A 4,662-nucleotide genomic window follows, 5' to 3' on the forward strand; every position below is an offset into this window, starting at 1 on the left:
CCCGGCGAACAGAAGATTGTGGTGCAGGACGTGACCTTCGCGCTCGAGGCCGGGAACGGACTGGGCGTGATCGGTCCAAGCGGATCGGGCAAGTCTTGCCTGGTGCGCGCGCTGGTCGGCGTCTGGCAGCCGTTCCGCGGCAAAGTACGGCTCGATGGCGCAGCCCTCGATCAGTGGTCGTCCGATGTGCTTGGCCGTCACGTCGGTTATCTGCCGCAGGATGTCGAATTGTTCGCAGGGACGGTCGCGCAGAATATCTGCCGCTTCGATCCCGAGGCGCGCTCTGAGGCCATCATCGCCGCCGCCAAGGAAGCCGGCGTGCACCAGATGATCATCAAGATGCGCGACGGTTACGACACCCAGATCGGCGAGCAGGGTGCGGCACTTTCCGCCGGCCAGGCGCAACGCGTGGCGCTGGCGCGGGCGCTCTATGGCGATCCGTTCCTGATCGTTCTGGATGAGCCGAATTCCAATCTCGATACCGAGGGCGACGAGGCGCTGACGCGGGCGGTTCGCGCGGCGCGCGAGCGCGGCGCCATCGTGGTGGTGGTGGCGCACCGGCCGGTCGGGATCGAGGCGGTCGATATGCTTCTCGTTCTCAAGGATGGCCGCATGCACGCCTTCGGGCCCAAGGACACGGTTCTGGGGCAGGTGCTGCAGCGCGTGGCGCCGCCGGCTCCTGCCATCAAGGTCGTATCCGAGGGCGGAGTTGCCAAATCATGACCGGCACCAGGATGCGGGGAGCGCGACCGTCGATACGGCTGCATTTGATCATCGGACTGGCCGTGGTGGTCGTGCTGGCGGGCGGGCTCGGCGGCTGGGCAGCCACGGCCGAGATTTCGGGCGCCCTGATTGCGCCGGGCTCGATCGTGGTCGAATCGAACGTCAAGAAAGTGCAGCATCCGACCGGTGGCGTGGTCGGTGAGGTGCGCGCGCGTGATGGCGATGTCGTCAAGGCCGGCGACGTGGTGGTGCGGCTCGACGACACCGTCACCAAGGCAAGCCTTGCCATTGTCACCAAGAATCTCGACGGTCTGTGGGCGCGGGCGGCTCGGCTCGAAGCCGAACAGCAGGGCCTCGACAGAATCGTATTTCCCCCCATGCTGCTCGATCGGGCCAATGATCCCGATGTCAAGAACGTGATGGCGAGCGAGTCCAAATTGTTCGAGGTTCGCACCACCGGGCGGATCGGACAAAAGGCGCAGTTGCGCGAGCGGGTCGCGCAGTTGCACGAGGAGATCGCCGGCCTGGAGGCGCAGGAGAGGGCCAAAGACAAGGAAATCGCGCTGGTGGAGAAGGAGCTGGTCGGGGTTCGCACGCTCTACGATCAGCATCTGGTGCAGATGACGCGCCTGACCACGCTCGAGCGCGACGCCGCCCGGCTATCCGGCGAGCGGGCGCAATACATCGCGTCGCGGGCGCAGGCCAGGGGCAAGATCACCGAAACCGAACTGCAGGTCATTCAGGTCGACAAGGATATGGTCAGCGACGTCTCCAAGGATTTGCGCGAGACCAACGACAAGATCGGCGAATTCGTCGAGCGCAAGGTCACTGCCGAGGACCAGTTGCGGCGGATCGATATTCGCGCCCCGCAGGACGGCATGGTCGAGCAGTCGACGGTTCATACCGTCGGCGGGGTGATCACTGCCGGCGATGCCATCATGATGATCGTTCCGCAGGCCGACGATCTTCAGGTCGAGGCCAAGGTCAATCCGCAGGATATCGACAAGTTGCAGATCGGCCAGAAGACCCTGCTGCGGCTGTCGGCCTTCAACCAGCGCACGACGCCGGAATTGAACGGCATTGTCACCCGTGTTTCGCCCGACGTCACCACCGAGCAGCGCACCGGGCAATCCTACTACACCATCCGTGTCAAGATGCCGCCGGAAGAGGTCGCGCGTCTCGGCGAGGTCAAATTGATCCCCGGCATGCCGGTGGAAGCGTTTGTGCAGACCGGCGACCGCACCCTGCTGTCCTATCTGATCAAGCCGCTGAAGGACCAGTTGATGCGCGCGTTCCGGGAAAAGTGACGGCGTCGTTCAACACAACTGACGTCATTCCGGGATGCGCAGGCCCGGAATCCGTACTCGCTGCGGTGGTTATAAATTCCGGGTTCGCCCGCCTTGCTCGCGCCCGGGAGCCTGCGCCGAGGCGTATTTCAGTGATGAGGAACGATAGTGTGGTCGCTGCAGAGTCGAAGCGTGCCGTGACCTTCTACGTCAACGGCGTAGCGCGTTTCACCTTCTTTCGTCGTGAAGACCGCTTTGACTGTTCCAACGAACTTATTGCGGGGTGATTGGTCAACTTTGTCGCCTACAGCGAATTTTGCGTCCATGGGAAATCCTCCCATCGGAAGGCTGCGCGCATTGGATGTTCGCAATGTGTCCGCTCTGCGATTGATGTGACCATCATATTCACTAAAGCGGCATGACACTTATTTTATCTGCAGTGATATTCGTCGATCACCATATGAGAGAAATCACCGCCCCCCTCGGCATCGTTCGGTGACAGAGAGTTTCGTACTCCCGCCGAATCAAAGGGAGCAGCAACATGCCGCAATATCGCGCGTTTATCATTAGCCCAGATGGCGAGTTTCAAAGCTCGGGTCCGATCGAATGCGCCGATGATGAAGTAGCCCTCAAGAAGGCAAAGCAATTTGTTGACGGTCATCATGTCGAGCTTTGGCAGTTCACCCGAAAGATAGCTACGTCCGATCACAAGCCACGGCGCATATTTCAAGCATGACCGAATTTGTAAGATGGCTGACAGGAACGCATGAATGCGGCTGCGGCGCCAAATACGAAGTCACTGTGACCGAAGTACCCACCGGTCACGTGATCTGTGAGAAGTGCGGCACTCTGATGGACAGTCGGGCCAACCGGAGCTTTTTTGCCTACGCACGCATGCCGGAAGACGAATGACCCGCAACAAGACGCCGCTGGTAATGTCGCCTGTTGGCACGAATGCCAAGTGCCGACCGCATCGCGCAGTGTCCGAGTTCGGAGGCGAAACGGACGACATTTACTCGGGGTGAGTATTTCGTCTTCCGTGAAGAACGTTGCCTTTCAGGCTGGAGCGGGCTGAAGCGTTGTGAAGAGGGCGAGGAGTATGTGGCACAACAAGAGCCTGAGCCATCGGATCAGGCGGCGGAAGTTGTAGCCGACAGCGGCGAGGACGGCATTGGCAGCGTCGCCTTGACGGTACCACAGATAGTTTCGGCCCATGCGATGCTCGGCTTTGAGATGGCCGATCACGGGTTCGATGGCGGACCTGCGGCGCAACTGGCGTTTGATGCTGGGTGTCACACCTCGCTTCTGGCCTGAGATGAAGACCCTGAACTTGTGGTCTGGCGGTGCATTGTGGCCGCGATACCCTTTGTCGGCGAGGATGCGATCGAGGGTGTTGCCGACCAGCGCCTCCATTTCCGGGATCACGGTTGCCAGGGTGTGACCATCATAGGGATTGCCCGGCAGCGCCTTCACATGAGTGACGAACTGGCCACCCCTGGCGTGGCTGATGGTTGTGGCGACGGAGACCTTGACGCCGAACTCGTAAGGCCGGTGGGCCTTGCCCTTGCCGATGCATTCGACTTCCGGCGCGTGCAGGGAATAGACCTTGAGTCCGCGCTGGCGCTGCTGTTGCTCGCGCAGGCGCCGTGCCAGCATGAGCAGTTGTGCGAACGCGGCTTCGAGCCCGCTGTCGCCCTCGATCTTGCGGGCGATGTCGCGAATGACGCGGCCAAGCAAGGTGCGCAGCTTTTTGAGCGCCCTGTTGGCGCGATTGAACTGCTTGGCATGGGCATAGCGCTGATGCTGGATCAGGGCGAACTTGCCCACCCGCGCATAGGACTGGCGCAAAGCCACCCCATGGCGCTGCGCCAGCCGCACCAGTTTCTCGCGCGCCCGGTTCAGCAGCCTGGCATCGGTGGGGAACATCACGTTCTTGGGCTGCACCGTGGTATCGACGATCACCCGTGACAGCTCGGATGGCTTGATCGCCTCGGTTTTGGTGGCGACCGAAAGGCTCTCCTGGAGCAGCGCCTGCAAGCGCTCTTCACCCATGCGGTTGCGCCAGCGCGTCATCGACGACCGATCGAATACCAGCCGGTGCTGGAAGAACTCCTCGCCGCAGAAATACTGGTAATAGGGGTTCTCGACCCAGCGCTCGCACAGCACCTCGTCGGACAGGTCATAGGTGTGCTTGAGGATCGCCAGCCCCGCCATCAGTCGCGTCGGCAGCGGCGGATGGCCGGGATCGTCCGTGTAGACCTCGCCGAACCGCCCTTCCAGAAACCGCCAATCCACCGTTCGCGCCAGCTTCGCCAGCGGATGATTCATGTCGATGATCTGATCGAGCCGGGAGCGAAACAGATCCTGCTCGCCCGTCTCCCGCCGTTCCCGTGGCCGCATCTCGCCCCTCGCCGAAGCCCTGATACGAGAGTGAATCACGAATCAAATTTGCAAGGAATCCCCTTTCGAAGGGCCCGTTTCCGGCAAATTCGCTTTCCACAGCACGTCGGTTTACGATTCCAAATCAAAGGCTTGAGGCTTCTTCACGGACGACTAGTTCCGAAGCAAAACCGCAGTCGATCCCAAGATCACGTCCGAGCGCATATCTTGCGAGCACGTGTCTCGATAGTGCAGGTCTTGAGAGTGCAGGTCT

5 protein-coding genes are annotated in these 4,662 nt (G+C 61.3%); 2 read left to right on the forward strand and 3 right to left on the reverse strand.

What is annotated here, in order from left to right:
- Both QZ213_RS24780 and QZ213_RS24785 read left to right on the forward strand, forming a co-directional pair.
- A partial coding sequence (locus tag QZ213_RS24780) for an ATP-binding cassette domain-containing protein (RefSeq protein ID WP_291688710.1) occupies positions 1–723 on the forward strand: 723 nt, incomplete at its 5' end.
- Positions 720–2,030, forward strand: coding sequence for an HlyD family type I secretion periplasmic adaptor subunit (locus tag QZ213_RS24785; RefSeq protein WP_291688711.1), 1,311 nt, complete (start codon positions 720–722; stop codon positions 2,028–2,030). The genes QZ213_RS24780 and QZ213_RS24785, both read left to right, overlap by 4 nt.
- 128 nt (positions 2,031–2,158) lie before the next feature.
- Here the strand turns inward: QZ213_RS24785 and QZ213_RS24790 are convergent, their stop codons facing one another.
- The 3 genes from QZ213_RS24790 to QZ213_RS24800 all read right to left on the reverse strand — a co-directional run bounded on the left by QZ213_RS24790 (position 2,159) and on the right by QZ213_RS24800 (position 4,409).
- Positions 2,159–2,335, reverse strand: a complete 177-nt coding sequence (locus QZ213_RS24790; protein WP_291688712.1) for a hypothetical protein — start codon at positions 2,333–2,335, stop codon at positions 2,159–2,161.
- 104 nt (positions 2,336–2,439) lie between these two features.
- Positions 2,440–2,718, reverse strand: coding sequence for a hypothetical protein (locus QZ213_RS24795; RefSeq protein WP_291688713.1), 279 nt, complete (start codon positions 2,716–2,718; stop codon positions 2,440–2,442).
- A 347-nt stretch (positions 2,719–3,065) separates the two neighbouring features.
- Complete coding sequence (locus QZ213_RS24800; RefSeq protein WP_291688714.1) at positions 3,066–4,409, reverse strand: IS5 family transposase; 1,344 nt, start codon at positions 4,407–4,409, stop codon at positions 3,066–3,068.
- Positions 4,410–4,662: the final 253 nt, after the last annotated feature.

This window comes from Bradyrhizobium sp. (genome assembly GCF_017881085.1).
Classification (GTDB): domain Bacteria; phylum Pseudomonadota; class Alphaproteobacteria; order Rhizobiales; family Xanthobacteraceae; genus Bradyrhizobium.

Excerpts from the sequence above, each read along its gene's own strand:
- QZ213_RS24800 (WP_291688714.1), bottom strand. The coding sequence starts at position 4,409 with ATGCGGCCACGGGAACGGCGGGAGACGGGCGAGCAGGATCTGTTTCGC.
- QZ213_RS24790 (WP_291688712.1), bottom strand. The coding sequence starts at position 2,335 with ATGGACGCAAAATTCGCTGTAGGCGACAAAGTTGACCAATCACCCCGC.
- QZ213_RS24785 (WP_291688711.1), top strand. The coding sequence starts at position 720 with ATGACCGGCACCAGGATGCGGGGAGCGCGACCGTCGATACGGCTGCAT.